The sequence below is a fragment of the Kineococcus anabasis genome (assembly GCF_054590795.1).
Genome location: NZ_BAAIHU010000002.1, coordinates 208,199 through 232,075, shown reverse-complemented (window position 1 = coordinate 232,075; position 23,877 = coordinate 208,199). Strand labels below are relative to the sequence as shown.

The 23,877-nt window shown below is 76.3% G+C and carries 18 protein-coding genes and 1 tRNA gene; 5 read left to right on the top strand and 14 right to left on the bottom strand.

Translation table 11 applies throughout. The annotated features are described in order from the left end of the window. Positions 1-88: 88 nt before the first annotated feature. Positions 89-817, bottom strand: a complete 729-nt coding sequence (locus tag ACYQBY_RS04575) for a nucleoside triphosphate pyrophosphohydrolase (protein WP_459642645.1) — start codon at positions 815-817, stop codon at positions 89-91. Next, positions 814-4,398 carry a transcription-repair coupling factor gene (mfd, locus tag ACYQBY_RS04570; protein ID WP_459642644.1) on the bottom strand — a complete coding sequence of 1,195 codons (3,585 nt, stop codon included), beginning with the start codon at positions 4,396-4,398 and terminating at the stop codon, positions 814-816. Before mfd ends, ACYQBY_RS04575 begins: the two co-directional genes overlap by 4 nt. A 243-nt stretch (positions 4,399-4,641) precedes the next feature. On the opposite strand from mfd, the gene ACYQBY_RS04565 reads away from it, so the two are divergent. Together ACYQBY_RS04565 and ACYQBY_RS04560 are read left to right on the top strand one after the other, a co-directional pair. Beyond that, the gene (locus tag ACYQBY_RS04565; protein ID WP_459642643.1) at positions 4,642-6,447 is read left to right on the top strand and encodes a DUF4012 domain-containing protein; all 1,806 of its coding nucleotides are present in this window, start codon (positions 4,642-4,644) and stop codon (positions 6,445-6,447) included. Positions 6,448-6,621: 174 nt separating this feature from the next. Further along, positions 6,622-6,984, top strand: a complete 363-nt coding sequence (locus ACYQBY_RS04560) for a hypothetical protein (protein ID WP_459642642.1) — start codon at positions 6,622-6,624, stop codon at positions 6,982-6,984. Positions 6,985-7,112: 128 nt separating this feature from the next. On the opposite strand, the gene pth is transcribed toward ACYQBY_RS04560, so the two are convergent. The 5 genes from pth to ACYQBY_RS04535 all read right to left on the bottom strand — a co-directional run bounded on the left by pth (position 7,113) and on the right by ACYQBY_RS04535 (position 11,332). Next, positions 7,113-7,709, bottom strand: a complete 597-nt coding sequence (pth, locus tag ACYQBY_RS04555; RefSeq protein WP_459642641.1) for an aminoacyl-tRNA hydrolase — start codon at positions 7,707-7,709, stop codon at positions 7,113-7,115. 31 nt (positions 7,710-7,740) lie between these two features. After that, on the bottom strand, positions 7,741-8,403 hold the full coding sequence (locus ACYQBY_RS04550; RefSeq protein WP_459642640.1) for a 50S ribosomal protein L25/general stress protein Ctc: 663 nt from the start codon (positions 8,401-8,403) through the stop codon (positions 7,741-7,743). Between the two features lie 244 nt (positions 8,404-8,647). Beyond that, positions 8,648-9,625 carry a ribose-phosphate diphosphokinase gene (locus ACYQBY_RS04545; RefSeq protein ID WP_459642639.1) on the bottom strand — a complete coding sequence of 326 codons (978 nt, stop codon included), beginning with the start codon at positions 9,623-9,625 and terminating at the stop codon, positions 8,648-8,650. Continuing rightward, positions 9,622-11,145 carry a bifunctional UDP-N-acetylglucosamine diphosphorylase/glucosamine-1-phosphate N-acetyltransferase GlmU gene (gene glmU, locus ACYQBY_RS04540; protein ID WP_459642638.1) on the bottom strand — a complete coding sequence of 508 codons (1,524 nt, stop codon included), beginning with the start codon at positions 11,143-11,145 and terminating at the stop codon, positions 9,622-9,624. The genes ACYQBY_RS04545 and glmU overlap by 4 nt, the downstream gene beginning before the upstream one ends. A 115-nt stretch (positions 11,146-11,260) precedes the next feature. Next, positions 11,261-11,332: transfer RNA gene (locus ACYQBY_RS04535), tRNA-Gln, on the bottom strand. Between the two features lie 95 nt (positions 11,333-11,427). On the opposite strand from ACYQBY_RS04535, the gene ACYQBY_RS04530 reads away from it, so the two are divergent. Together ACYQBY_RS04530 and ACYQBY_RS04525 are read left to right on the top strand one after the other, a co-directional pair. Beyond that, positions 11,428-12,138: a TetR/AcrR family transcriptional regulator gene (locus ACYQBY_RS04530; RefSeq protein WP_459642637.1), complete on the top strand. Its 711-nt coding sequence runs from the start codon at positions 11,428-11,430 to the stop codon at positions 12,136-12,138. 74 nt (positions 12,139-12,212) lie between these two features. Next, complete coding sequence (locus ACYQBY_RS04525; protein WP_459643110.1) at positions 12,213-12,692, top strand: MarR family winged helix-turn-helix transcriptional regulator; 480 nt, start codon at positions 12,213-12,215, stop codon at positions 12,690-12,692. Between the two features lie 108 nt (positions 12,693-12,800). Here ACYQBY_RS04525 and ACYQBY_RS04520 read toward each other — a convergent pair whose 3' ends face one another. From ACYQBY_RS04520 to metG, 7 genes are all read right to left on the bottom strand, one after another. After that, positions 12,801-14,429 carry a sugar transferase gene (locus tag ACYQBY_RS04520; protein WP_459642636.1) on the bottom strand — a complete coding sequence of 543 codons (1,629 nt, stop codon included), beginning with the start codon at positions 14,427-14,429 and terminating at the stop codon, positions 12,801-12,803. Positions 14,430-14,677: 248 nt separating this feature from the next. Then, a complete protein-coding gene (locus ACYQBY_RS04515) occupies positions 14,678-16,522 on the bottom strand; it encodes an ABC-F family ATP-binding cassette domain-containing protein (protein WP_459642635.1) in 1,845 nt (614 codons plus the stop codon). 57 nt (positions 16,523-16,579) lie between these two features. Further along, on the bottom strand, positions 16,580-17,602 hold the full coding sequence (locus ACYQBY_RS04510; protein ID WP_459642634.1) for a 4-(cytidine 5'-diphospho)-2-C-methyl-D-erythritol kinase: 1,023 nt from the start codon (positions 17,600-17,602) through the stop codon (positions 16,580-16,582). A 136-nt stretch (positions 17,603-17,738) separates the two neighbouring features. Beyond that, the gene (rsmA, locus tag ACYQBY_RS04505) at positions 17,739-18,674 is read right to left on the bottom strand and encodes a 16S rRNA (adenine(1518)-N(6)/adenine(1519)-N(6))-dimethyltransferase RsmA (RefSeq protein ID WP_459642633.1); all 936 of its coding nucleotides are present in this window, start codon (positions 18,672-18,674) and stop codon (positions 17,739-17,741) included. Further along, positions 18,647-19,831, bottom strand: coding sequence for a ubiquitin-like domain-containing protein (locus ACYQBY_RS04500; protein ID WP_459642632.1), 1,185 nt, complete (start codon positions 19,829-19,831; stop codon positions 18,647-18,649). Before ACYQBY_RS04500 ends, rsmA begins: the two co-directional genes overlap by 28 nt. Positions 19,832-20,023: 192 nt before the next feature. Beyond that, positions 20,024-20,905: a TatD family hydrolase gene (locus tag ACYQBY_RS04495; protein ID WP_459642631.1), complete on the bottom strand. Its 882-nt coding sequence runs from the start codon at positions 20,903-20,905 to the stop codon at positions 20,024-20,026. Next, positions 20,902-22,722, bottom strand: coding sequence for a methionine--tRNA ligase (gene metG, locus ACYQBY_RS04490; protein WP_459642630.1), 1,821 nt, complete (start codon positions 22,720-22,722; stop codon positions 20,902-20,904). Before metG ends, ACYQBY_RS04495 begins: the two co-directional genes overlap by 4 nt. Before the next feature lie 115 nt (positions 22,723-22,837). Here metG and ACYQBY_RS04485 point away from each other — a divergent pair, with 115 nt between their 5' ends. Beyond that, complete coding sequence (locus ACYQBY_RS04485) at positions 22,838-23,833, top strand: DMT family transporter (protein WP_459642629.1); 996 nt, start codon at positions 22,838-22,840, stop codon at positions 23,831-23,833. Positions 23,834-23,877: the final 44 nt, after the last annotated feature.

Below are 23,877 nucleotides of genomic sequence, written 5' to 3'. Positions count from 1 at the left end.
CCCCCGTCCCACGCCGCACCCGCCGTCGCACGCGGCGACCGCCCCGGCCGCACCGTCGCGGCGGGCCCTGCGCCGCCCTGGCGTGACCCTAGTCCTGCGGGGCCGCGCTCGCAGTCCTCCGGCGCTCCCGCTCGCGGGCGTCCCGCTCCAGCCCGCGCAGCGCCCGTCGCAGCGCCGCCTCGGGGTCAACGCCGGCGGCGCCGGCGCGGCGCACCACGGCCAGCAGCGCCTGCCCCACCCCGTGCTCGTCGTCGGCCCCGTCCGCCGCCGGCCGCCCGTCGGCCCCGTCCGCCGCCGGCCGCCCGTCGGCGCCGGGTTCCGCCGGCTCCAGGCCGGCGCGTCGCAGGCGTCCCAGGACCTTGTCCGCGCGCGCCAGGGCGGGCAGCGCGGGCGGGATGCCGTCCAGGACGCTGCCGCGGGGCTTCTCCGCGGCCTTGATCTCGTCCCACCGCTGCTGCAGGTCCGCGCCGGCCCGCTCGCCCGCGAAGACGTGCGGGTGGCGCCGGACGAGCTTGGCGACGAGGTCGGCGGCCACGTCGTCGACGCCGAACGGCGCGTCGGGGTGCTCGGTGGCGATGCGGGCGTGGAAGACCACCTGCAGCAGCAGGTCGCCGAGCTCCTCGCGCAGGTGGTCGCGGTCGCCGCTCTCCACCGCGTCGACGACCTCGTACGTCTCCTCCAGCAGGTAGCGCAGCAGCGAGGTGTGCGTCTGCTCCGCGTCCCAGGGGCACCCGCCCGGGGAGCGCAGCCTGTCCATGACGGCGACGAGGTCGAGCAGGGCGGAGCCGGGCGGGGTGACCCCGCCGCCGCGCGTCACCGCGCCCCCGCCGCCACCGAGGCCGGCTGGTCCAGCAGGACCGCCGCGACGAACTCGTGCACCCACTGCAGGACCGCCGCGTCGCGCAGCGGCTGGCCCCCGACCCTCGCGGTCATCGGCGCGGGCACCAGGGCCGTCCTCGCCTGCGGCTTCAGGACCGTCCCCGGGTAGAGCCGCTTCAGCCGCAGCTCCCGCGACTCCGGCAGCTCCACCGGCGCGAAGCGCACCTGCCTGCCCATCAGGGCGACCTCCCGCAGGCCGCCCCGGCGCGCGGCGGTGCGGAAGCGGGCGACCTCCAGCAGGTTCAGCACCGGCTGCGGCGGCTCGCCGTAGCGGTCGGTGAGCTCCGCCCGCAGCTCCGCGAGGCCCTCGTCGCCGTCGACGGAGGCGAGGCGCCGGTAGGCCTCCAGCCGCAGCCGCTCCGAGGGGATGTAGTCGTGCGGCAGGTGCGCGTCGACCGGCAGCTCGATCTTCACGTCGGTCGGCTCCGGCTCGGCGTCGTCGTCCACCGCCGCGCCCGGCACCTGGTTGCGGACGTCCGCCACCGCGTCGGCCACCATCCGCATGTACAGGTCGAAACCCACGCCCTGGATGTGCCCGGACTGCTCCCCGCCGAGCAGGTTGCCGGCGCCGCGGATCTCCAGGTCCTTCATGGCGACCTGCATGCCCGCGCCGAGGTCGGTGAACTGCGCGATCGTGCCGAGGCGGTCGTGGGCGGTCTCCGTCATCGGCTTCTCCGCCGGGAAGAGGAAGTAGGCGTAGGCCCGCTCCCGGCCGCGGCCGACGCGCCCGCGCAGCTGGTGCAGCTGGGACAGGCCCATCATGTCGGCGCGCTCGACGATGAGGGTGTTGGCGTTGGAGATGTCCAGCCCCGTCTCCACGATCGTGGTGCAGACGAGGACGTCGAACCTCTTCTCCCAGAAGTCCACGACGACCTGCTCCAGCCGGTGCTCCCCCATGCGCCCGTGGGCGGTGGCGATGCGCGCCTCGGGGACCAGCTCGCGCAGCTTCGCCGCGGCCCGGTCGATGGTGGAGACCCGGTTGTGGATGTAGAAGACCTGCCCCTCGCGCAGCAGCTCCCGGCGGATCGCGGCGGTGATCTGCTTCTCCTCGTACCCGCCGACGTAGGTGAGGATCGGGTGGCGCTCCTCCGGCGGCGTGGCCAGCGTCGACATCTCCCGGATGCCGGTGACCGCCATCTCCAGGGTGCGCGGGATGGGCGTGGCGCTCATCGCGAGCACGTCCACGTTCGTGCGCAGCTTCTTCAGCGCCTCCTTGTGCTCCACGCCGAAGCGCTGCTCCTCGTCGACGACGACGAGCCCGAGGTCCTTGAAGCGCACCTCCCCCGAGAGCAGGCGGTGGGTGCCGATGACGACGTCCACGCTGCCGTCGGCGAGCCCGGCGAGGGTGGCGCGCGCGTCGGCGGGCGGGGTGAACCGCGACAGCGCCCGCACGGTGACGGGGAAGCTGGCGTAGCGCTCGGAGAACGTCTTGTGGTGCTGCTGCACGAGCAGCGTGGTGGGCACGAGGACGGCGACCTGCTTGCCGTCCTGCACGGCCTTGAACGCCGCGCGCAGGGCGATCTCCGTCTTGCCGTAGCCGACGTCGCCGCAGATGAGGCGGTCCATGGGCACGGACTTCTCCATGTCCGCCTTCACCTCCTCGATGCTGGCGAGCTGGTCGGGCGTCTCCACGTACGGGAAGGCGTCCTCCAGCTCCCGCTGCCACGGGGTGTCGGGGCCGAAGCGGTGGCCCTCGGTGGCCATGCGCGCGGAGTAGAGGCGGATGAGCTCCCCGGCGATCTCCTTGACCGCCTTGCGGGCGCGGCTCTTCGTCTTCGACCAGTCCGAGCCGCCCATCTTGTTCAGGACGGGCGCCTCCCCGCCGGTGTAGCGGGAGACCTGGTCCAGGGTGTCGGTGGGGACGAACAGCCGGTCGCCGGGCTGGCCGCGCTTGCTCGCGGCGTACTCCAGGACGAGGTACTCGCGGGTGGCGCCCTGCACGGTGCGCTGCACCATCTCCACGAACTTCCCGATGCCGTGCTGCTCGTGCACGACGAAGTCGCCGGGGCGCAGGGTGAGCGGGTCCACCGCGTTGCGCCGGCGGGCGGGCATGCGGCGCATGTCCTTGGTGGACTGCCCGGCCTGGCCGGTGAGGTCCGTCTCCGTCAGCAGCGCCGCGCGCAGGCCCTCGGCGACGAAGCCGTGCTCGACGGAGGCGGTGGTGACGTGGACGACGGCGGGCTCGGGGGCGGCGTCGAGGTCGGGGGTGAGGCGGGCCGGCACGTCCTCCCCGGACAGCAGCTCCACGAGCCGCTGCGCGGGCCCGTGCCCCTCGGTGGTCAGCACGAGGCGCCAGCCGTCGCGGGCCATCGCCCGCAGGTCCGCCAGCGCCCGCTCCGTCTCCCCGCGGTAGCTCACGACGTCGCGGGCGCCGACGCGCAGGACGCGGGTGTCCTCCAGGTCCCGCAGCTCCGCGTCGGCGGTGAGGGTCGTCACCGACCACCACGGCACGCTCCTGTCCGCGGCGTACCCGCGCACCTCCGCCAGCGTCCAGAACGACGCGGCGCCCAGGTCGAGCGGGACCTCGTTGCCGGCGGCGGCGTTCGCCCACGCCGCCTCCAGGAACTCCGCGCCGGTGGCGACGAGGTCGTGGGCGCGGGCGCGGACCTTCTCCGGCTCGGCGAGGACCACGTGGGTGCCGGCGGGCAGGACGTCCAGCAGCGGCTCCATGCCGTCGGCGAGCACGGGGGCGAGGGACTCCATGCCCTCCACCGCGATGCCCTCGGACAGCTTCGTCAGCATCTCCGCCGCACCGGGCAGCTGCGGCACCAGCGCCGCGGCACGCCCGCGCACCGCGTCGGTCAGCAGCAGCTCCCGGCACGGCAGCGCCCACACGCCGTCGGGCAGCTTCTCCAGGGAGCGCTGGTCGGCCACGGCGAACGAGCGGACCTCGTCCACCTCGTCGCCGAAGAACTCCACCCGCACCGGGTGCGCGGAGGTGGGCGGGAAGACGTCGAGGATGCCGCCGCGCACGGCGAACTCCCCGCGCCGCTCCACCATGTCCACGCGCGTGTACGCCGCGGCCAGCAGCGCCCGCGCGGCCTCGTCCAGGCCGGTCTCGTCACCGGGCCGCAGCCGCACCGGCTCCAGGTCCGCCAGGCCCCGCACCAGGGGCTGCAGCACCGCCCGCACCGGCGCCACCACCACGCGCAGCGGGCCGGCGGTGGGGTCGTCGTCCCGCGGGTGCACCAGGCGGCGCAGCACCGCCAGGCGCTGGGCCACGGTGTCGCTGCGGGGGGAGAGCCGCTCGTGCGGCAGCGTCTCCCACGCCGGGAACTCCCCCACCTGGCCGCCGGGCAGGTAGCAGCGCAGCCAGGTGGCGAGGTCCTCGCACTCCCGGCCGGTGGCGGTGACCACGAGCAGGGGGCGCTCGGCGGCCAGCGCCGCCAGCACCGCCGGGCGCGCTCCCAGGGGGGCCACCACGTCGAGGGCGGCGGTGGTGCCCTCGCGGGCCGCCTCGGCGGCGGCGGCGACGGCGGGGTCGGAGCCCAGGACCTGCAGCAGGCCGGTGAGGCTCATCGGGCGCTCCGGCCGGAGCGGGCGGGGCGGTGCAGCGGGCGTGCGGCGAGGTGCACTGGATCTCCGTGGGAGCGGGAGGTGACGTTCTGACCTGCGCTCCGCCCGGCGCGGTGCCCTGGGGCGGACGGCGGCGGTCCCACCCTACGTCGGGGCGCGGACGCGCACCGGACGGGCACCGGACCCGCACACCCCGGCCCGCCGGTGCACCCGGCACCGGTGGGGGCGGTCCCTACACTCTCGCCGGTGGCCACCGCCCCGGACCAGCCGACCCCGTCCGACGACCCCGCCACCCCCGCGCCCCGCCGTCCCCGGCGGGCCCGGCGCGCCGTCGGCCTCGGCCTCGGCGTCCTCGGGCTGCTGCTGCTCGCGGAGACCGCCGCCGTGGCCGTCTCCGGTGCGCAGGCGGCCCGCGCGCTGCAGCGCGTCGCCGACAGCGCCCCCCACCTCGTGGACGACCTGCGCGGGCGCCGCTTCGAGCAGGCCCTGCCCACGGCCCGCTCGATGCGCGAGGACGCCGTGGACGCCGCCCGCGCCACCCGCCAGTGGCCCTACCGCCTCGCCACCCACGTGCCGTGGGTGGGCGAGCAGCTGCGCGCCGTGGAGGCCGCGAGCACCGCCGCGGCGCTGCTGGCCGAACCGCTGCCCGAGCTGCTGCCCGCCGCGCAGGAGGTCCTCACCGGTGAGGTCGTCTCCCCCGAGCAGCGCGTCGACGTGGCCGCCGTGCGCCGCCTCGTGCCGCTCGTGACCGACCTGTCCCGGCGCACCGACGCCGCGGCCTCCGCCCTGCAGGCCGCGCGCAGCGACGCCCTCGTCGAGCCGCTGGCCAGCCGGCTGGACCCCGCCGCCGAGCAGCTCGGGCAGGCCGCCCCGGCCCTGCGGACGGTGGCGCAGGTGCTGCCCCGGCTGCCCGGGATGCTGGGCGACCCGGAGCCGCGCACCTACCTGGTGGCCTTCACCAACCCCGCCGAGATCCGTCCCACCCATGGCATCGTCGGCGCCTACGCGGTGCTGCGCCTGGCCCAGGGGCAGCTGTCGCTGGAGCGCACCGGCACCGACGGCGACCTGTACGCCTACCGCGCCGACCCCCGCGTGCTGGGCGAGGAGTTCATCGCCCTGCACGGCGAGAAGGCCGGGATGGTGCAGAACGTCACGCTGGGCGCGGAGGCCGCCGACGCCGGGCGGCTCACGTCGGACCTGTGGGTCGCCTCCGGCGGGCAGCGTCCCGACGCGGTCGTGTTCGTGGACCCCGTGGGCCTGGCGAAGCTCCTGGCCGGCCACGAGCCGCTGGACCTGGGCCCGTTCGGGCAGGTGCCGGTGGAGCAGCTGCCGGAGGTCCTCATGTACCAGGCGTACGTCCGCTACGACGACGAGGACGTCTCGGCGCGCAAGCTGTTCCTCACCACGGCCTCGGCGGCCGCCTTCCAGGCGGTGCTGTCCGACGGCCTCGGGGAGTCGACGCTGCGCGGGGCGGTGGACGCCGTGGACAGCGGTCACCTGGCCGTGTGGAGCAGCCACCCCGAGGAGCAGCGCGCGCTGGTGGGCGCGGGGCTGGCGGGGGACCTCGGCCCGCAGCGCCCCCGGGCCCGCATCGGGCTGACGAACGCCGCCCCCTCCAAGCTGAACTTCTGGATGCGCCCGACGGTGGAGCTGTCGGCCCCGTGCCGGGCGGACGCCGCCGGGCCCGGGGTGGCCGAGCTGACGCTGACCCTGGAGAACCCCGTCCCGGAGGAGATCCCCCGGTACATGCAGCACTCCGGGGCGCGAACGGCCGTGCTGCGCCGCACCGCCCGGACCATCGTCTCGCTGCACGTGCCCACGGCCGTCGGCCTGGACGGGGCGAGCGTGGACGGGACCGGGGTGCCGGTGGCCGCCGACGTCGAGCGCGGGTGGCGGCTGCTGCGGCTGACGGTCGACGTACCGCCGGGCGAGCCCGTGGTGGTGCGGTGGCGGCTGAGCGGCCCCGCGCGGCTCCTGCCGCGCGAGGTGCAGCCCCCGCCGACGGTCGCCGAACCCGTCGTGCGCGAGGCCGCGTGCACCGCGGCGCCGTGACCGCGGGTCGCGGCAGGCCGACGGCGGCCCGCTAAGATCACGAGCCGATCGCCGCACGGTGACGCTTCGTGCAGGTTTGGGGCCGATCAGGAGCACCCGCTGGACGAGCGCGTGACCGTGCGTCATCCTGAGCCAGCCTGGAAGATCCAGGTCAAGATCCGGGGGGATTTCACCGTGCGCATCACCACCGCCACCGCTCGACTCGCCGCAGTCGGAGCCCTGTCCACCGCAGCCTTCGTCGGCCCGGCCCTGGCGGCTTCCGCCTACGCGCCCCCGACCCCCACCCCGTCCGCCTCCGTGGTGCCGACGCCGTCGGCCACGCCGTCGGTCTCCGAGAGCCCCGGCGCGACCCCGGGCGCGACGACGACGCCCACCGCCCGCCGCACCCAGACCCCGGCCGCCGTGGCCGCCGCCGGCGAGCAGCTCGCCTACACCGGCACCGACGTCCTGCCCTGGGCCACCGCGGGCGCCGTGCTCGTCGCCGGTGGTGCGGCCCTGGTCGTCGCCGGCCGCCGCCGCCCCGCCCGCGAGCACTGAGACACCGCACCACAGCACCCCGGCCGAGGCCGGACACGACGAGGGCCGAACCGGACGTCCGGTTCGGCCCTCGTGCGTAGTGGTCGTGCAGGGCGGTCGTGCGGCGCCCCGGGTGTTGCGGGTGCAGCTCAGGCGGGTGCGTGGAAGCGCTGCTGGGCCGTCAGCAGGCCCTCGGTGACGACCGCCTCCACCGCGTCCGCCGCGTCCACCAGCAGCAGCGGCAGCTCCTTGCGCTCGGCGGCGGAGAAGTCCTTCAGGACGAAGTCCGCCGGGTCCTGCCGGCCCGGCGGGCGCCCCACCCCGACGCGCACCCGCACGTAGTCCTTCGACCCGGTCGAGGTGCTGATCGAGCGGAGCCCGTTGTGCCCGCCCTCCCCGCCGCCCTGCTTCAGGCGGACGCGGGCGAAGGGGATGTCCAGCTCGTCGTGGACGACCACGAGGGCGCCAGGCTCCACGCCGTAGTAGCGCGCCAGGCCGCTGACCTGCCCGCCCGAGACGTTCATGTACGACGTCGGCGCCGCCAGGACCACCCGCGGGCCCGGCCGGCCCCCGGGCAGGGTGCCCAGGCGGCACTCGGCCACCCGGGCACCCGTGCGGTGCTTCTTGAACGACGCCCCGGCCCGGCCCGCCAGCTCCTCGAGCACCATCTGCCCGACGTTGTGGCGGTTGCCCGCGTACTGCGGCCCGGGGTTGCCCAGGCCCACGACCAGCCAGGTGTCGTCCACGCCGTACCCCTGCCCGTCCGGAGCTACCCGCTCAGGCCTGCTCGTCCGCGGGCGCCTCGGCGGCGTCGTCGGAGGAGTCCTCGGCGGAGGCCGGGGCCTCGTGCACGATGCCGGCCTCCTCCTCGGCGGCGGCGAGCTCGGCCTCGACCTCCTCGGCGGTGGGCGCGCCGCTGACCAGGACGACGATCTGGGTGGGGTCGCCCGCGAGGGTGGTGCCGGCGGGCAGGGTGACGTCGGCGGCGGTGATGTGCGTGCCGGCGCGGGCGCCCGCGACGGAGACCTCCAGCGCGGCCGGCAGGTGGGTGGCCTCGGCCTCCACGGAGACGGTCGTCAGCTCCTGCTGGACGATCACGCCGGGGGCCGGCTCGCCCGTGATGTGCAGCGGGACGTCGACGGTGACCTGCTCGCCGCTGGTGACGGTCAGCAGGTCGATGTGCTCGATGAAGCGCCGGACGACGTCGCGCTGGACCTCCTTGGCGAGGGCCAGGTGGCGCTCGCCGTTGACGTCGATGTCGAGCAGCGCGTTGGACGCCTTGAGGGCCAGCATCGTGGCGTGGCCCGGGAGGGTCAGGTGGACGGGCTCCCCGCCGTGGCCGTAGAGCACGGCGGGGACCTTGTCGTCGCGGCGGATGCGGCGGGCGGCGCCCTTGCCGAACTCGGTGCGGAGCTCGGCGCTGATGCGGATGGCGGCCATGGCGGTGCTCTCCTCGTGTGCTGGACGGTGCGGGCACGGCGGGGGCGCCGTCCGCCCGCACCCTCGGGCGCGCACGTCGAGCACCGCGTCGATCACGGAGCTCCGGTCGGTGGACCGGCCTCCCTCGCCGAGGTTCGCGTACGAGTCTAACCGCCGGCGGGCACAGCTCCGCCCCCACCGGCGCCGCCCGGCAGCGGACGGCCCGGCCCGGACGGCGCCGCCCGGGGACGGGCGGCGCCGGCCGTCAGCTCTGGCCGTCGAAGAGGCTGGTGACGGAACCGTCGTCGAAGACCTCGCGGATCGCCCGGGCCAGCAGCGGGGCGATGGAGAGCACCGTCAGCTGCGGGAAGCGCTGCGCCTCGTTGATGGGCAGCGTGTTGGTGACGACCAGCTCGGAGATCGGGGAGTTCTTCAGCCGGTCCACGGCGGGGCCGGAGAGCACCGCGTGCGTCGCGGTGGCGATGACGTCCGCCGCACCGTTGGCCTTGAGAGCCTCCGCGGCCTGCACGATCGTGCCGGCGGTGTCGATGAGGTCGTCCACCAGCACGCAGGTGCGCCCGCGGACGTCGCCGACGACCTCGTGGACCTTCACCTGGTTGGGCACGTTGGGGTCGCGGCGCTTGTGGATGATCGCCAGCGGCGCGCCGAGCCGGTCGGACCACAGGTCCGCCACCCGCACCCGGCCGGCGTCCGGGGAGACGATCGTGATGTTGGAGCGGTCCACCCGCTTGCCCACGTAGTCCGCCAGCAGCGGCAGCGCCCACAGGTGGTCCACCGGCCCGTCGAAGAAGCCCTGGATCTGCGCGGTGTGCAGGTCCACGGACATCAGGCGGTGCGCCCCCGCGGTCTTGAACAGGTCCGCCACCAGCCGCGCGGAGATGGGCTCGCGCCCGCGGCCCTTCTTGTCCTGGCGGGCGTAGCCGTAGAACGGGGCCACCACCGTGATGCGCTTGGCCGAGGCCCGCTTCAGGGCGTCGACCATGATGAGCTGCTCCATGATCCACTCGTTGACCGGAGCCGTGTGGCTCTGGATCACGAAGGCGTCGCAGCCGCGGACGCTCTCCTCGAAGCGCACGTACAGCTCCGAGTTCGCGAACTGGTAGGAGCTCGTCGGCACCATCTCGGCGCCCAGCGCGTGGGAGACCTCCTTCGCCAGCTCCGGGTGTGCGCGGCCCGAGATGAGGACCATGCGCTTCTCGCCCGTCGTCGTGATGCCGGTCATGCGGGGGCTCCCTCGCCGTGGGTGGTGGCTGTGGTGGTTCGCTCGTCGCCGGCCGCCAGTGCCCGCTCCGCCGCCGCCGCGGAGGGCGTGCCGGCGCGGTTGGCCAGGGTCCAGCCTTGCAGGTTCCGCTGCGGGGCGACGCTGATCGCCAGCGCCCCGGGCGGCACGTCCTTGCGGACCACGGTGCCCGCGCCCGTGTAGGCGCCGTCCCCCACCGTCACCGGTGCGACGAACTTGCCGCCGGAGCCGGTGCGGCAGTGGTCGCCGACCGTGGTGTGGGCCTTGTGGACGCCGTCGTAGTTCACGAACACCGACGCGGCGCCGATGTTCGTGTGCTCCCCGATGGTCGCGTCGCCCACGTAGGACAGGTGCGGCACCTTCGAGCCGGTGCCGATCTCGGCGTTCTTCGTCTCCACGAACGTGCCGATCTTGCCCTGGGCGCCCAGTCGCGTCCCCGGGCGCAGGTAGGCGAACGGCCCGACGTCGGCACCCGCGCCGATCACGGCGCCGCTGCCGTGGGTGCGCACGACCTTCGCGCCCGGGCCGACCTCGACGTCGGTGAGGGTGGTGTCCGGCCCGACGACCGCGCCGCCGGCCACCCGCGTGGAGCCGTGCAGCTGCACGCCGGGCAGCAGGGTCACGTCCTGCTCGAGCTCCACGTCGCAGTCCACCCACGTCGTGGCGGGGTCGACGACGGTGACGCCCGCGAGCATCCACCGCCGCAGCCTCCGGCGGTTGGCCTCGGCGGCCAGCTCCGCCAGCTGCGCCCGGTCGTTGACGCCCTGGATCTCCACGACGTCGGGCACCGGCAGCGCCGCGACCCGGCCGCCGTCGGCGCGCACGAGGGCGAGCACGTCCGTCAGGTAGACCTCCCCGGCGGCGTTGTCCCGCCCGAGCCGCGGCAGCGCCGAGCGCAGGGCCGCGGCGTCGAAGGCGTAGACGCCCGAGTTGACCTCCCGCACCGCCCGCTGCTCCGGCGTGGCGTCCTTCTGCTCCACGATGCCCGTCACCGTGCCGTCGGCCGCGCGCAGCACGCGGCCGTAGCCCGTCGGGTCGGCCAGCTCGGCGGTCAGCACGGTCACCGCGTTGCCCCCGGCCTCGTGCCCGGACACCAGGTCCAGCAGCGTCGCGCTGCTCAGCAGCGGCACGTCGCCGTAGGTCACCAGCACCGTGCCGGCCAGGTCCTGCGGCAGCTCCGCCAGGGCGCAGGCCACCGCGCGGCCCGTGCCCGGCACGTCGTCCTGCAGCGCGGTGCGCAGCTGCGGGCGGGTGGCGGTGGCGTGCGCGGCGACGCGCTCGGCCTCGTGCCGCACCACGAGCACGAGGTGCCCGGGCGCGGTCCCCTCCGCGGCGGCCAGGGCGTGGTCCACGAGGGCGCGGCCGCCCAGGGGGTGCAGCACCTTCGGCAGGGCCGAGCGCATGCGGGTGCCCTCCCCCGCGGCCAGCACCAGCACGGCGGCGGGGCCGGCTGCGGGCGGGGAGTCGGTCGTCGGGGGCTGGGTGGTCTCCGGGCTGCTCACGCGAGCGGCGCTCCTCGCAGTGGGGCGGGCGTCGCTGTGAGGATAACGGCCCCGCGGGCCCCCTCGGTCCGCGGCACCCGTGCCCCTCGGCGCGCCCCACCCGATCGGTCCACCGCTCCCGGGAGAGGATTCGAACCCCTACCTGACGGGACCAAAACCCGCCGTGCTGCCGTTACACCACCCGGGACCGCGCGCGGCCGCCGGTACCCGGCCGGCCGCGACCATCCTGCCAGGTGGCACCCGGACCCTCCGCCCGCGGCGGGCCGCGGCCGGGGGGGCATGATGAGGCGCGTGGACACCCGGCCGACACCGGCGCCGCGCGCCAGGGCCCGGATGACGGGCAGCGAGCGGCGCGAGCAGCTCGTCGGCGTCGGCCGCAGCCTCTTCGCCCTGCGCGGGGTGGAGGGCACGAGCGTGGAGGAGATCGCCGCGACCGCGGGCGTGTCCAAGCCGGTGGTCTACGAGCACTTCGGCGGCAAGGAGGGTCTCTACGCCGTCGTCGTCGACCGCGAGATGCAGACGCTGCTGTCCGCCATCACCGGTGCGCTCAACGGCCGCGGCGGCCCCCGCGTCCTGCTGGAGCGGGCGACGCTGGCACTGCTGGACTACGTGGAGAACTCCAGCGACGGTTTCCGCATCCTGGTGCGGGACTCCCCCGTCGCGCAGGCCACCGGCAGCTTCGCCAGCCTCATCTCCGACATCGCCGGGCAGGTGGAGCACCTGCTCGAGGACGCCTTCGCGGCGCGCGGCTTCCCCGCCGAGACGGCGCCCATGCACGCGCAGATGCTCGTCGGGATGATCGCGATGACGGGCCAGTGGTGGCTGGACGTCCGCGAGCCGTCCCGGGACGAGGTCGCCGCGCACATCGTGAACCTCGCCTGGAACGGCCTGTCCGGCCTGGAGCGCTCCCCCGCCCTCTCCCGCGCCGGGGCCCGGCGGCACGCCTCCCCGGGCGAGGCGGGCGACGGGCCGTCCGGGTCCCCGCGGTCGTGAGCCCCGGCGACGGCGCCCCTCCCGGCGCCGGGGCGGCACCGGGGGCGGCACCGGGGGCGGACGAGGTCGACCGCATCGTCGCCGCGTGGCGCCGCGTCGCCCCCGACGTGGACGTGGAGCCCCTGGAGGTGCTCTCGCGGGTGGCACGGCTGGCCCACCACCTGGACCGGCTGCGCCGCTCGGCGTTCGCCGCGCACGAGCTGGAGACCTGGGAGTTCGACGTGCTGGCCGCGCTGCGCCGCGCCGGCGCACCGCACGAGCTGTCCCCCGGGCAGCTGGTGGTCCAGACCCTCGTGACCAGCGGGACCATGACGAACCGGGTGGACCGCCTCGAGGGGCGCGGTCTGGTGCAGCGCCGCCCGGCGCCCGACGACGGGCGCAGCGTCCTGGTGCGGCTGACGCCGGCCGGGGTGAGCGCGGTGGACGCGGCGCTGGCGGACCTGGTGCGGGCGGAGCACCGGATGCTCGCCGTGCTCCCCGCGGCGGAGCGGCGGGCGCTGGCCGCGCTGCTGCGCCGGGTCAGCACCCCCTTCGAGGCCGCGCCCGGCACCTGAGGACGGCCCGGCCCGGGCGGCTCCCGGGAGCGCGGCCCGCCGGGGAGCGCACGCACGCGGGCCCCGCACCCTCGTGGGTGCGGGGCCCGCGGCGGTGGTGCGGGTTCCTCAGTAGGCGCCGCGGCCGCGCAGGACGGCGCCGACGGTCTTCCAGAGGATCATGAAGTCGAACATGAAGGACCAGTTCTCGACGTAGCGCACGTCCAGGCGCACCGACTCGTCGAGGCCGAGGTCGGAGCGGCCGTTGATCTGCCACAGCCCCGTCAGGCCGGGCTTGACCAGCAGGCGGCGGCGCATGTCGAGGCCGTAGGCGTCGACCTCGCGCTGCAGCGGCGGGCGCGGCCCGACGAGGGACATCGTCCCGTCGAGGACGTTGAGGAGCTGGGGCAGCTCGTCGAGGGAGTAGCGGCGCAGGACGCGCCCCACCCGGGTGATGCGGGGGTCGACCTTCATCTTGAAGAGCAGGCCGTTGCCCTCGCTCCTGTCGCGCAGGTCGATGAGGCGCTGCTCGGCGTCGACCACCATGGAGCGGAACTTGTACATGGTGAACGGCTTGCCGTCCTTGCCGACGCGCTCCTGGCGGAAGAGCACCGGGCCGCGGGAGTCGAGCTTGACGAGGGCCGCGACGGCGAGCAGGACGGGGCTGAGCACCGCGAGGGCGCCCAGGGCGGCCACGCGGTCGACGGTGGTCTTGGCCAGGCGCCGGATGCCCTGCAGCTCGGGCCGCTCCACGTGCAGCAGCGGCAGGCCGCAGACGGGGCGGATGGCGACGCGCGGGCCGATGACCTCGGTGAGCGCGGGCGCCACCACGAGGTCGGCGCGGGTGTCCTCCAGCTCCCAGCCCAGGCGGCGCAGGGCGGGACCGTCCAGCTCGGGGCAGCTCGTGACGGCCACCACGTCGGCGTCCACCGCGGCGGTGGCGGCGCCGACCTCGTCGAGGCTGCCGAGGACCGGCACGCCGAGCGCCTGCAGCTCCGCGTCCTCCTCGGCCGTGCCCCGGCCGCCGGGCACACAGGCCCCCACGATGCGCATGCCGTGGTAGGAGGCGCGGTGGATCTGGCGGGCCATGCCGGCGACGGCGGCGCGGTGGCCGACGGCGACGACCGTCTGGACGGCCTCGCCGCGCACGCGGCGGGCGTGCAGCTTGCGGCGGATCGCGTAGCGGCCGACGAGCGTCAGGGCAGCGGCCAGGGGCAGCGCGACGACGACGTAACCGCGGGCGATGTCGAGGTCGAAGAGCCAGGAGGTGGACCCGACGAAGGCCACCACGGCCAGCGCGGCGCTGAGCACCCGCTGGAACTCCTCCGAGCCGACCCCGAGGAAGCGGTGCTCGTACGTGCGGAAGACGTACATGCTGAACACCCACAGCACGGGCAGCAGCACGGCGCAGACCACCACGGCCTGACCGGGCAGGCTGCGGGTGTCGGCGGGGACGTCGCTGAAGCGGACGAAGAAGCCCGCGAAGGCGGCGAAGGCGGCGGCGGCGGCGTCGGCGGTCACGATGTGCTGCACGTAGTCGCGCTGCCACGGTGACTGCCGCTCACCCCCGCGGCCGGGGACGCGCAGCCGGGTGGCGCCGGACGGTGCCGCGGCGCCGGACGACGGAGCCGGCGTCAGCTGCTGGGGCACGGAGCCGGTGGCTCCCGCCTGCGGCGCGGAGGCGCGGCGGGGTGCCGGGCGGACGGGCGACGGCGCGACCGGGTCGGCCGCGGAGGTCACCACGCTCCGCTCGGACATGTTGCTGACAGTCAAAGTCCCCCCCTGGGACGCAGTTCACCAGCCACCCGAGGCGACCCGGAGGCAGCCGGTGGTGGTAGCGACGAGCACGACCCCCCGAAGGCCCGCCGCTGTGCGTCACAGCGTAGGGGGTGCTCACCCGAACGTTGCAAGCTGATGGGACGGTGTGACTAATCCGGACGGCGTAGCTCACCCGTTCGCAACCGTCACATCACGTAACGCTCAACTATCGCTACTCAAAGTGATGACTACTGCTCGACCACCTCGGCGGCCTCCAGCCACAGCAGCTCCAGCTCCTCGCGCTGGGCCGTCAGCTCCCGCAGCCGCGCGTCCAGGGCCGTCACCGCCTCGTGGTCCGTCGCCCGCTCGACCATCTCGGCGTGCAGGCGCCCCTCCTGCTCCGCGACGCGGGCCAGCTGCTTCTCCACCCGCGCCATCTCCTTGCGCGCGGCGCGCACCTCGGCCGCGCCCGCCCCACCGGTCCCCGCGGGAGCGGGCACGGCCGAGGTGCGGGCCGCCTGCTGCGCCGCCGACGGGGCCGCCGCGGACGCCGCGGCCCGCTCGGCACGCAGCCGCAGGTACTCCTCCACCCCGTTCGGCAGGTCCCGCAGCTTCCCGTCGCCCAGCAGCGCCACCTGCCGGTCGGTCACCCGCTCCAGCAGGTAGCGGTCGTGGCTGACGACGACGAGGGTGCCCGGCCAGCCGTCGAGCACGTCCTCCACGGCGGCGAGGGTGTCGGTGTCCAGGTCGTTCGTGGGCTCGTCCAGCAGCAGCACGTTCGGCTCGGACATCAGCAGCCGCAGCAGCTGCAGGCGGCGGCGCTCCCCGCCCGAGAGGTCCGACACCAGCGTCCACTGCCGCTGGGTCGTGAAACCCAGCCGCTCCAGCATCTGCCCGGCCGGCACGTCCCGGTCCCCCAGGCGCACGTGCCGGGCCACCTCCTGCACCGCCTCCAGCGCCCGCAGGTCGGCCACCTCGTCGAGCTCGCGGACCTCCTGGGACAGCTCCGCCACGACCACCGTGGAGCCCCGCTTCACGGTGCCCGAGTCCGGCGCCAGCGCACCCGTCAGCAGGTCCAGCAGCGTCGACTTGCCCGCGCCGTTCACACCTACGACGCCGATGCGCTCGCCCGGGCCCAGGCGCCACGTCACCCGCTCCAGCAGCACCTTGGGCCGCCCGCCGACCTCGCGGGCGATGTCGACGTCCTCCAGGTCCAGCACCTGCCGGCCCAGGCGGGTCGTGGCCATCCGGGCCAGCTCCACGCTGTCGCGCGGCGGCGGCTCGTCGGCGATGAGGGCGTTCGCCGCGTCGATCCGGAACCGCGGCTTGCTCGTGCGGGCGGGTGCCCCCCGTCGCAGCCAGGCCAGCTCCTTGCGCAGCAGGTTCTGCCGCCGCTCCTCCGTCACCGCGGCCACCCGGGACCGCTCCGCGCGGGTGAGCACGTAGGCGGCGTACCCGCCGTCGTAGGGGTCGACGACGCCGTCGTGGACCTCCCACACGCGCGTGCAGACCGCGTCCAGGAACCAGCGGTCGTGCGTCACGACCACCAGGGCGCCCTGCCCGGCCGGCCAGCGCCCGCGGATGTGCTCGGCGAGCCAGGCCACCCCCTCCACGTCGAGGTGGTTGGTCGGCTCGTCGAGGACCACGAGGTCGTCGTCGCCGGCCAGCAGCCCCGCCAGCGCCACCCGGCGCCGCTGTCCGCCGGACAGGGAGGTCAGCGGCGCGTCCAGGCCGCCCACGTCGCGCGCGTCGAGGCCGCCGAGCAGGCCGGTCAGCACGTCGCGCACCGCGGCCTTGGAGGCCCACGCGTGCTCGGGCGCGTCCCCCACGACGGCCTGGCGGACCGTGGCGCCCGGCGGGGAGACGTCGGACTGGTCCAGCATGCCCAGGCGCAGGCCGCCGGTGTGCGTCACGCGCCCGCCGTCCGGCTCCTGCCGGCGCGCCAGCACCCGCAACAGCGTCGACTTGCCGTCGCCGTTGCGCCCCACGACACCGATGCGCTCGCCCTCGGCCACCCCGAGGGAGACGTCGCCCAGCAGCAGCCGGGAGCCGTGCACCACGCGGATGGCCTCGGCGTTGACCAGGTTCGCCACTGTCGTCCTTCGCTCGTGCTCGTCCGCCCCGCGCCCGCCGTGCGGGACGCCTCGCGGTCAGTCGTCGGTGCGCGCCGGGCCCGCGCTGGCCAGCACCGGCTCCAGCACGTGCGCGCCCGGCGCCGGGGCCATCGCCGTCAGCGCCGTCCTGCCCTGCGCCCGCAGCCGGGCCGCAATCTCGCGGGCGGAGCGGGGCGAGGTGGCCAGCAGCGCCACGGTCGGCCCGGAGCCCGACACCAGGGCGCCGACCGCGCCCGCGGCACGGCCCGCCTCCAGGGTGCCCGCCAGCTCCGGCGCCAGGGACAGCGCGGCCGGCTCCAGGTCGTTGCCCAGCGCCGCCCCCAGGGCGTGCGGGTCGCCGGAGCGCAGGGCCGCCTCCACCGCGCGCAGCCGCTCGCCCGGTGCGGCGTCCGGCGCGAGCCGGCCGGCCTCCACGAGGGCGTCGAACTCGGCGTACACGCGCGGGGTGGACAGCCCGTGCCCGGCGGGCAGGAGCACCCAGGCCCACGTCGAGGCCGTCAGCACCGGCACGAGCCGCTCCCCGCGACCGGTGCCCACGGCGGTGCGGCCGTGCACGGCGAAGGGCACGTCGGAGCCGAGCTCGGCGCCCAGCTCCGCGAGCCCGTCCAGGCCCAGGCCGGTCCCCCAGAGCGCGTCGCAGGCGACGAGGGCGGCGGCGGCGTCGGCCGAGCCGCCGGCCATGCCCCCGGCGACCGGGACGCCCTTGCGGATGGACAGGTGCACCGGCCCGCCCGCGCCCGTCTCGCGGGCCAGCAGCAGGGCGGCCTGCAGCGCGATGTTCCCCTCGTCCAGCGGCACCGCGGAGACGTCGACGCCACCGGGCCGGCTCCCCCCGGAGGAGGCCTCGCCGGAGGAGGCCTCGCCGTGGTGCCCCTCGGCGGAGACGTCGGGGCGCACGGCCGCCCGGACGCTCACCCCCCACCGCGGGGCCGGGGTCGCGGTCACGTCGTCGGCCAGGGACAGCGCCTGGAAGACGGTGAGCAGCTCGTGGTAGCCGTCGGCGCGCCGGGGCCCGCTCTGCAGGAGCAGGTTGACCTTGGCGGGGGCCCGGGCGGTCACCGGCCGGGCCCGTCCCCGGGCGGTGGGGGCACCTCCTCCGGAGGGGTGCGATCGGTCGCGGGACACGAGCGTCGAGCCTAGCCGCCGCCCGGGGCCGCCGGGTCCTCCCGCCCCGCGGCCCGCACCGGCCCCCGGGTCAGGCCCCGGGCCCGGCGCCGGGGAGGGTGCCGCTCTCCCGCGCGGCCCCGGCGATGCGCGCGAAGTCGGCGACCTCCAGCACCTCGCCGCGCGCGGCCGGGTCGACACCGGCCCGGCGCAGCAGCTCCTCGGCCGCCGCGGCCGAACCCGCCCACCCCGCGAGCGCGGCGCGCAGGGTCTTGCGCCGCTGGGCGAAGGCGGCGTCGACCACCGCGAACACCTCCTCGCGGGTGGCGGGGGTGGCCGGGGGCTCCCGCCGGCGCAGCGCCACCAGCCCGGAGTCCACCCGCGGCACCGGCCAGAACACCGCCGGGGGCACCGCACCGGCACGCCGCGCCTCGCCGTACCAGGCGGCCTTGACCGACGGCACGCCGTACGTGCGGCTGCCCGGCGGCGCCACGAGCCGGTCGGCGACCTCGGCCTGCACCATGACGAGCGTGGAGCGCAGCGTGGGGAAGCGCTCCAGCATCGTCAGCAGCACCGGCACGGCCACGTTGTAGGGCAGGTTCGCCACGAGCGCGGTGGGCGGCGGGCCCGGCAGCTCCTCGACCTTCAGGGCGTCGGAGAGCACCACCTCGAACTCCGCGCCCGGCCGGGCCCGGGCCGCCACGGTCGCGGGCAGCTCCGCGGCCAGGACGGGGTCGATCTCCACCGCCACGACCCGCCGCACGACCTCCAGCAGCGCCAGGGTCAGCGACCCCAGCCCGGGGCCGACCTCCACCACGACGTCGTCCGGGCGCAGGCCCGCGGCGCGCACGATGCGGCGGACCGTGTTGCCGTCGTGGACGAAGTTCTGCCCGAGGGTCTTGGTGGGGCGCACCCCCAGCCGCTCCGCGAGCGAGCGGACGTCCGCGGGACCCAGCAGCGAGCCGGCCCCCGCTCCGGGCGCCGGGGTTCCTGCCGAGCTCAGAGCCTCTTCCCGCACACGGGCCATTGTCCGGCACCGGCGCGGGCGTACAGGAGCTTGGCCCGGTAGGTCTGCTCCCCGGGGGACGCCTGGCTGGGCAGGCCGCTGCCGCCGACGGCCCGCCACGTGGAGACGCTGAACTGGTAGAGGCCGTGGTAGGTGCCGCTGGCGGAGACGGCACCGGGGTCGCCACCGGACTCGCAGGCCGCCAGCGCCGCCCAGTTGCGCCCGTCGGCGCCTGCCACGGACCCGCCGCCGGCGGGCTCGGGCGGCGGTTTCGGCCTCGTGCCCTCCTGGACGACCTCCTCGACGGGCGGCACGTCCAGGACCTCGCCGGTCAGGTCGTGGCGCACCCGCACGCCGTCGTGGGTCTCGTCCGCGAAGGTGAGGGTCTTCGAGCCGTCCCGGCCGGGCTGCACGACGCGGCGCTCCCCGGCGAACAGCTCCGCGGTGCGCTCGGTGCGGGTGCCGTGCGGGACGGGGTGGACCTCGGTGCCGGTGGTGCGCTCCACCCGCACCACCTGCACCCGCAGGCCGGGGGTGACCCGTGCGGCGGGGGGCACGGAGACGAGGTCCTGCGGGCGGGGCACGGCGCCTGCCTCGGCGAGGAGCCCGGCGACGTCGGGGGCGGTGGTGGTGCGGGGGCGCTCGGCGCCGTCGGCGACGACCACGACGTCCTTGGGGGTCTCCACCTGCACCGCGAGGCCCTCCCGGCCCAGGGGCGCGGAGCGGGAGGCGGACAGGCGGGCCCCGTCGGCGCGCACGCCGAGGTCGGCGAGCGCGGCGTCCACGGTGCGCGCGGTGGTCCAGTAGGTGCGCCGCTCGCCGTCCAGGGTGAGCTCCAGCTCCCGGCCGTAGCGCACGACGACGTCCTGCCCGTCGCGCAGCTCGGCGCCCGGGGCGGGGGCGACGACGTCGTGCGCGCCCACCGCGACGCCCTCGGCGCGCAGCACGTCGGCGACGGTGCGGCCGAAGGTGCTGACCTCGCGGGGGGAGCCGTCCACGTCGAGCCGCACGTCCTTCTCCAGGACGGTCCAGGTGAGGGTGCCGCCGCCGAGGAGCGCGAGGGCCGCGGCGCAGGTGGCGGCGGCGAGGAGGCGGGGGCGGCGGGACGTGCGGGGGGTCGCGGTGCTCCGGGGGGTTGCGGGGGTGGCGTCGGCGGGGACGGGGCTCGCAGCGGGCACGGCGTTCCAGACGTCGCTGGGTCCGGGCACGGGTGCGGGCGCGGCGGCCCGGCCGGGCCCGCGGAGCGGCCGGCGTCGTGCGGTGGGCAGCGCATCACCCGGGCCTTCCCCGACCCCGGCTGTCGGTGCGGACCGTAGCCCGACCCTCACGCCCCCGACAACTCCCGTGCTCGCCGGGACCCCGGGTTCCGCTCACCAGGGGCCGTAGACCTCCTCGGCGGCCCGGTTCAGCGTGTCGCACAGCTCCGCCAGGTCCGCGCCCGTCACCTCCGCCATCGCGCGCACGGTGTGCGGCACCAGGTAGCCGGCGTTGGGGCGCCCCCGGTGCGGCGCCGGCGTCAGGTACGGCGCGTCGGTCTCCACGAGCAGGCGCTCGCGCGGCGCGGCCCGCAGCGCCTCCCGCAGGGGGTCGGCGTTGCGGAACGTCACCGTCCCCGCGAAGGACAGCCAGTACCCGGCGTCCCCGCAGACCCGCGCCATCTGCGCGTCCCCGGAGAAGCAGTGGAACACCGTGCGCTCGGGGGCGCCCTCCTCGCGCAGGATCCGCAGGACGTCCTCGTGGGCGTCCCGGTCGTGGATCTGCAGCGCCAGCCCGAGCTCCTTGGCCAGGTGGATGTGCCGGCGGAACGACTCCTGCTGCGCCGCCACACCTTCCGGCCCGGTGCGGAAGTAGTCCAGGCCGGTCTCGCCCACCACGCGGATGCGCGGGTGGCGGGCCAGGGCGGCGATCTCCTCCAGCGCGGCGTCCAGCTCCCCGCGGGCCGCGAGCAGCGGCGCCTCGTTGGGGTGGACCGCGACCCCGCCGAGCAGCTCCGGGTGGCGCTCCACCGCCTGCACGGTCCAGCGCGCGGCGGGCAGGTCGCAGCCGATCTGCACGGCGCGCGGCACACCGGCGGCCGCGGCGAGGGCGAGCAGCTCCTCGACGTCGTGCGCTCCCTCGCCGTCGGCGATGTCGAGGTGGGTGTGGTTGTCCACCACGGGCAGCGGCAGCGGCTCGGGCGCGGGAGGACGGCGCAGGTCGCGGCTGCGGCCGTCCTCCCCCGACGTCGAGCGCGCGCGGGGCGCCCGGCTCACCCCTCGCCCCGCAGGCGGGCCAGCTCCTCCGCCACGACGGCCTCCGCGTCGAGCTTGCGGAACACCGGCGTCGGCGCGGCGACCGGGGTCCCCGGCACGACCGGGCGCGGGCCCCACTCCGGCAGGGTCGCGCCCTCCCCGGGACCGCGGTGGTACTCCCCCGTGAGGACGGGGTAGCCCGCGCCGCCGTCGAGGTCGGCGACCTCGCGGATCTCGGGCATCGGGGAGACCGTCCCGCTGCCGCCGAACACCTCGTGCACCGCCTGCGCCGAGTGCGGCAGGTACGGCGAGAGCAGGGTGCGGCAGTCGCTGATGGCCTGCGCCGCGACGTGCAGCACTGTGCGCATGCGGTCGGGGTCGGAGTTCTTCAGCTTCCACGGCGCCTGGTCGGACAGGTACCGGTTGGCCTCCCCCACCACGCGCATCGCCTCCCCGAGGCCCTGCTTCTGCCGGTGGGAGCCGATGAGCGCGCCCACCGAGCCGAAACCGGCGCCCGTGGTGGCCAGCAGGTCGCGGTCGGCGTCCGTCAGCTCCCCGGCCGCGGGGATGGAGCCGACGTTCTTCGCGATGAGCGAGGCGGTGCGGTTGACGAGGTTGCCCCAGCCGGCGACGAGCTCGTCGTTGGTGCGCCGCGCGAACTCCGCCCAGGTGAAGTCCGTGTCGGAGCTCTCCGGCCCGGCCGCGGAGATGAAGTAGCGCAACGCGTCCGGCTGGTAGCGGGCCAGCACGTCGCGCACGTGGATGACCACGCCGCGGCTGGAGGAGAACTGCTTGCCCTCCATGGTGAGGAACTCGCTGGAGACGACCTCGGTGGGCAGGTTCAGCCGCCCGTACGGGCCGGGCTCGCCGCCCTTCGTCCCCCGCCCGGCGTAGGCGAGCAGCTCCGCGGGCCAGATCTGGGAGTGGAAGGTGATGTTGTCCTTGCCCATGAAGTAGTACGACTCCGCGGCCGGGTCGGTCCACCACCTGCGCCAGGCGTCGTCGTCGCCGGTGCGGCGCGCCCACTCCACCGACGCCGAGAGGTACCCGATGACGGCGTCGAACCACACGTACAGCCGCTTGGCGGGGTTGTCCTCCCAGCCCGGCAGCGGCACCTTGATGCCCCAGTCGATGTCGCGGGTCATCGCGCGCGGCTTGAGGTCGTCCAGGAGGTTCATCGAGAACTTCAGGACGTTCGGGCGCCACGTGCCGGACTCCGCGCGGCCCTGCAGCCAGCCGCCGAGGGCGTCGGCGATCGCGGGCAGGTCGAGGTAGAAGTGCTCGGTCTCGACGAACTGCGGCACCTCGCCGTTGATGCGGCTGCGGGGGTTGCGCAGCTCGATGGCGTCGAGCTGGTTGCCGCAGTTGTCGCACTGGTCGCCGCGGGCGCCGTCGAAACCGCAGATCGGGCAGGTGCCCTCCACGTACCGGTCGGGCAGGGTGCGGCCGGTCGACGGGGAGATCGCGCCCATGCCCTTCTGCGCGACCATGTAGCCGTTGCGGTGGACGGTGCGGAACATCTCCTGCACGACGGCGTGGTGGTTGCGCGTCGTGGTGCGCGTGAACAGGTCGTAGGACAGCCCGAGGCCGTGCAGGTCCTCGACGATGATCCGGTTGTACCGGTCGACGAGCTGCTGGGGCGTGACGCCCTCGGCGTCGGCCTGCACGAGGATCGGGGTGCCGTGCTCGTCGGTGCCGGAGACCATGAGGACGTCGTGACCCGCCATCCGCATGTACCGGCTGAACACGTCGGAGGGGACGCCGAAGCCGGCGACGTGGCCGATGTGGCGCGGGCCGTTGGCGTAGGGCCAGGCGACCGCGGACAGGACGGAGGTCATGCACCGATCCTAGGGATCCCCGCGGCGGGGGTGCTCCCGGCGGGCGCGGCCGCCCGCGCGGACCGGGGACGGGGGGCGGGAGGCCGGGGGCGGCGGGAGGCCGCAGGATGGGCCGGTGCCCTCCCCTCCCCCCGCCCCGGTCCGCCCCACCCGCAGGGGGGCGCCGGCGCTCCTGGCGAGCGTCGCCGCCGGTGCGCTCGCCGCGGTGCAGGCCGGTGTCAACGGCACCCTGGCGGAGCGCGCCGGGTCCGACGTGCACGCCGGCGCCGCCGCGGCCCTGGTGAGCCTGGGCTCCGGCCTGCTCGTCCTCAGCGTCCTGTGCCTGCACCGCGGGGTCGGCCCGGGGGTGCGCCGCATCGGCTCGGCGCTGCGCTCGCGGGCCCTGCGCCCGTGGCACGTCGCGGGCGGGGTGGCGGGTGCGCTGGTGCTGCTCGGGCAGGGCATCACCGTCGGGACCCTCGGGGTGGCCCTGTTCACGGTCGCCCTCGTGGCCGGGCAGTCCGGCAGCGCGCTCGCCGTCGACCGCGCGGGCCTGGGTCCCGCCGGGGTGCAGCACATCTCGGCGCACCGCGCCGTGGGCACGCTGCTGACGGTGGCCGCGGTCGTGCTCGCCGTCGCGGGAGGCGGTGCCGCGACCGGGGCGCCGCGGGGGGCGACGCTCGCGCTGGTGCTGCTGCCGCTGGTGGGCGGCGCGGCGGTCGCGTGGCAGCAGGCCGTCAACGGCCGCGTCGGGGCCGTGGGCGGGCCGGTCGCCGCGGCCTGGGTGAACTTCCTCGGCGGCACCGTGGTCGTCGCGGCCGTCGTCGCGGTGCTGGCGCTGGTGCCGGGGCAGGGGGTGCGGCTGCCCTCGCCGCTGGGCGGGTCGTGGTGGCTGTACACCGGTGGCGTCCTGGGGGTGGTGATCGTGGCGACGAGCGTGCTCGTCGTGCGGGTTCTCGGGGTGCTGCTGCTCGGCCTCGGCCTCGTCGCCGGGCAGGTCCTCGCCGCGACCGCCCTGGACGTGCTCTCCCCGGCGGCCGACGTCGGCCCGGTGACGGTGCTGGGCGCGGCGCTCACCCTGCTCGGGGTCGCCGTGGCGGCGGGGCTGCCGCGCCGGCCCGCCGCGCCCTGACCTCCCGCCCCGGGTGCGGCGGCGCACGGGCCACCTCGTCGGCG

What these genes read in the sequence shown, in the direction of transcription:
- mfd (WP_459642644.1), bottom strand. Translation starts at nt 4,398, where the DNA reads ATGAGCCTCACCGGCCTGCTGCAGGTCCTGGGCTCCGACCCCGCCGTC.
- ACYQBY_RS04550 (WP_459642640.1), bottom strand. Translation starts at nt 8,403, where the DNA reads ATGGCCGCCATCCGCATCAGCGCCGAGCTCCGCACCGAGTTCGGCAAG.
- ACYQBY_RS04545 (WP_459642639.1), bottom strand. Translation starts at nt 9,625, where the DNA reads ATGACCGGCATCACGACGACGGGCGAGAAGCGCATGGTCCTCATCTCG.
- ACYQBY_RS04530 (WP_459642637.1), top strand. Translation starts at nt 11,428, where the DNA reads ATGAGGCGCGTGGACACCCGGCCGACACCGGCGCCGCGCGCCAGGGCC.
- ACYQBY_RS04520 (WP_459642636.1), bottom strand. Translation starts at nt 14,429, where the DNA reads ATGTCCGAGCGGAGCGTGGTGACCTCCGCGGCCGACCCGGTCGCGCCG.
- rsmA (WP_459642633.1), bottom strand. Translation starts at nt 18,674, where the DNA reads ATGGCCCGTGTGCGGGAAGAGGCTCTGAGCTCGGCAGGAACCCCGGCG.
- metG (WP_459642630.1), bottom strand. Translation starts at nt 22,722, where the DNA reads ATGACCTCCGTCCTGTCCGCGGTCGCCTGGCCCTACGCCAACGGCCCG.